Consider the following 1471-nt stretch of genomic DNA (forward strand, 5'->3'; position numbering starts at 1 on the left):
ATCAAATGATGCTTCAAGTCACAGCTCCTAAAGAAGGTTATTTTATTGAAATAGATTATATTGTAAATGCTGGCGATGCTTTATTAAGTATCGCAAGAAAATTTAATTTAAATGCAGAAAGAATTAAACAAGATAATAAAATAACTGATACATATAGTCTTTATGCGGGTCAAAGACTAAAGTTAATAAATTATTCTGCAAAGTTTTTAGGCTTAAGTAATCAAAAGTTAATTCTTAAGAAACTTTATACTGAAAGCTTATTGCCAATTACTAAAGTGAGTGGAGATTATACTCGACAAATTTCTGTAACTATTGGAGCACAGTTATGGGAAATATTAGGTGCTTCTTTAGAATTAGGAGTAGCCTACGATGCTCGCGGTAACTGGATGCTATATTATGCTGTTGAAGACTCTATAAGTATTGATAAGAGTGCAATAAATTTACATGGTGGAAATGTAAAAAAAATAAGTGATGATATTGGATTTTCTCTTGCAGGAAGTAATATTAAGACTAATGCAAGACATGTTTCAGAATTGACTGGAGCAGGATATAGTCTAACTAATAGTGTTAACTTAGAAGCTTATAATGTGGGTTTGATGAATGTAAAATCTAAGACAAAAGATTATGAAACAGGGGGGGATAAAGATATTGATGGGATTAGTGGTGTGGGGCAGATAAATATAGGGGGGAAAGTATAAATACCCCAAATATTAATAATCAAGTTGGGGCTTCGATTGTAATTCCTTTATTTATTTATAATAGAAAAGTTAAAGAGTGATTTAATCACTCTTATTGGGGTTTTTCTTATACTGGTCTAGCCAGTATATAGATTTACCCAGTTCATTTTTATCTTTATAGTAAAGAGAAATATTGTATTGTGCAAGATCATAACCCTGTTCTGCATATGGTTTTAATAGCTCTATTGCTTTATCAACATTTTTTTCTGTACCTTTACCTTTTCGATAAAGGATGGCTAATTTAATTGCAGAGGCACTATAATTTTGATTTGAAGATCTTATATACCAATCAAATGCTTGTTTGTAATCTTGCTTAACTCCTCTACCATAATAGTATGCTTGACCTAGATTAAACTGACCTGATGCGTTGCCATGCTCTGCTGCCATTTTAAATTTTTCAATTGCTTTGGTTGAGTCTTGAGGAAATATAATGCCATTTTCATAATATATACCAATATAATTAATAGCTTCATAGGAACCAAGCTTAGCTGATTTTTCAAAAAGGGTTAATGCTTTTTGATAGTCATCTTCATTTTTTGCATTGTTAAACGCTATTAAGCCTAGGTTGTGTATTGCTGGTGCATGGTTTTGTTTAGCTGCTAATGTATACCAATGAATGGCTTTTTCTTCATTAGTTTCACCATTAAATCCGTATTGGTAACTTGCACCAATATCATTTTGAGCAGTTGCATTCCCTTGTTTGGCTAACTCGAATAAAATTGGAAAAGCTTTAT

The 1471-nt window shown here is 31.5% G+C and carries 2 protein-coding genes; one reads left to right on the plus strand and one right to left on the minus strand.

Annotated features, from left to right (window positions below):
- Positions 1 to 698: LysM peptidoglycan-binding domain-containing protein (locus IO68_RS30470; protein WP_227502899.1), on the plus strand; the 698-nt coding region annotated here is incomplete at its 5' end.
- 81 nt (positions 699 to 779) lie between these two features.
- Here the strand turns inward: IO68_RS30470 and IO68_RS30475 are convergent.
- The coding region (locus tag IO68_RS30475; RefSeq protein ID WP_023014028.1) for a tetratricopeptide repeat protein at positions 780 to 1471 on the minus strand (692 nt) is incomplete at its 5' end.

This window comes from Acinetobacter sp. COS3 (assembly GCF_000475335.1).
GTDB lineage: Bacteria > Pseudomonadota > Gammaproteobacteria > Pseudomonadales > Moraxellaceae > Acinetobacter > Acinetobacter venetianus.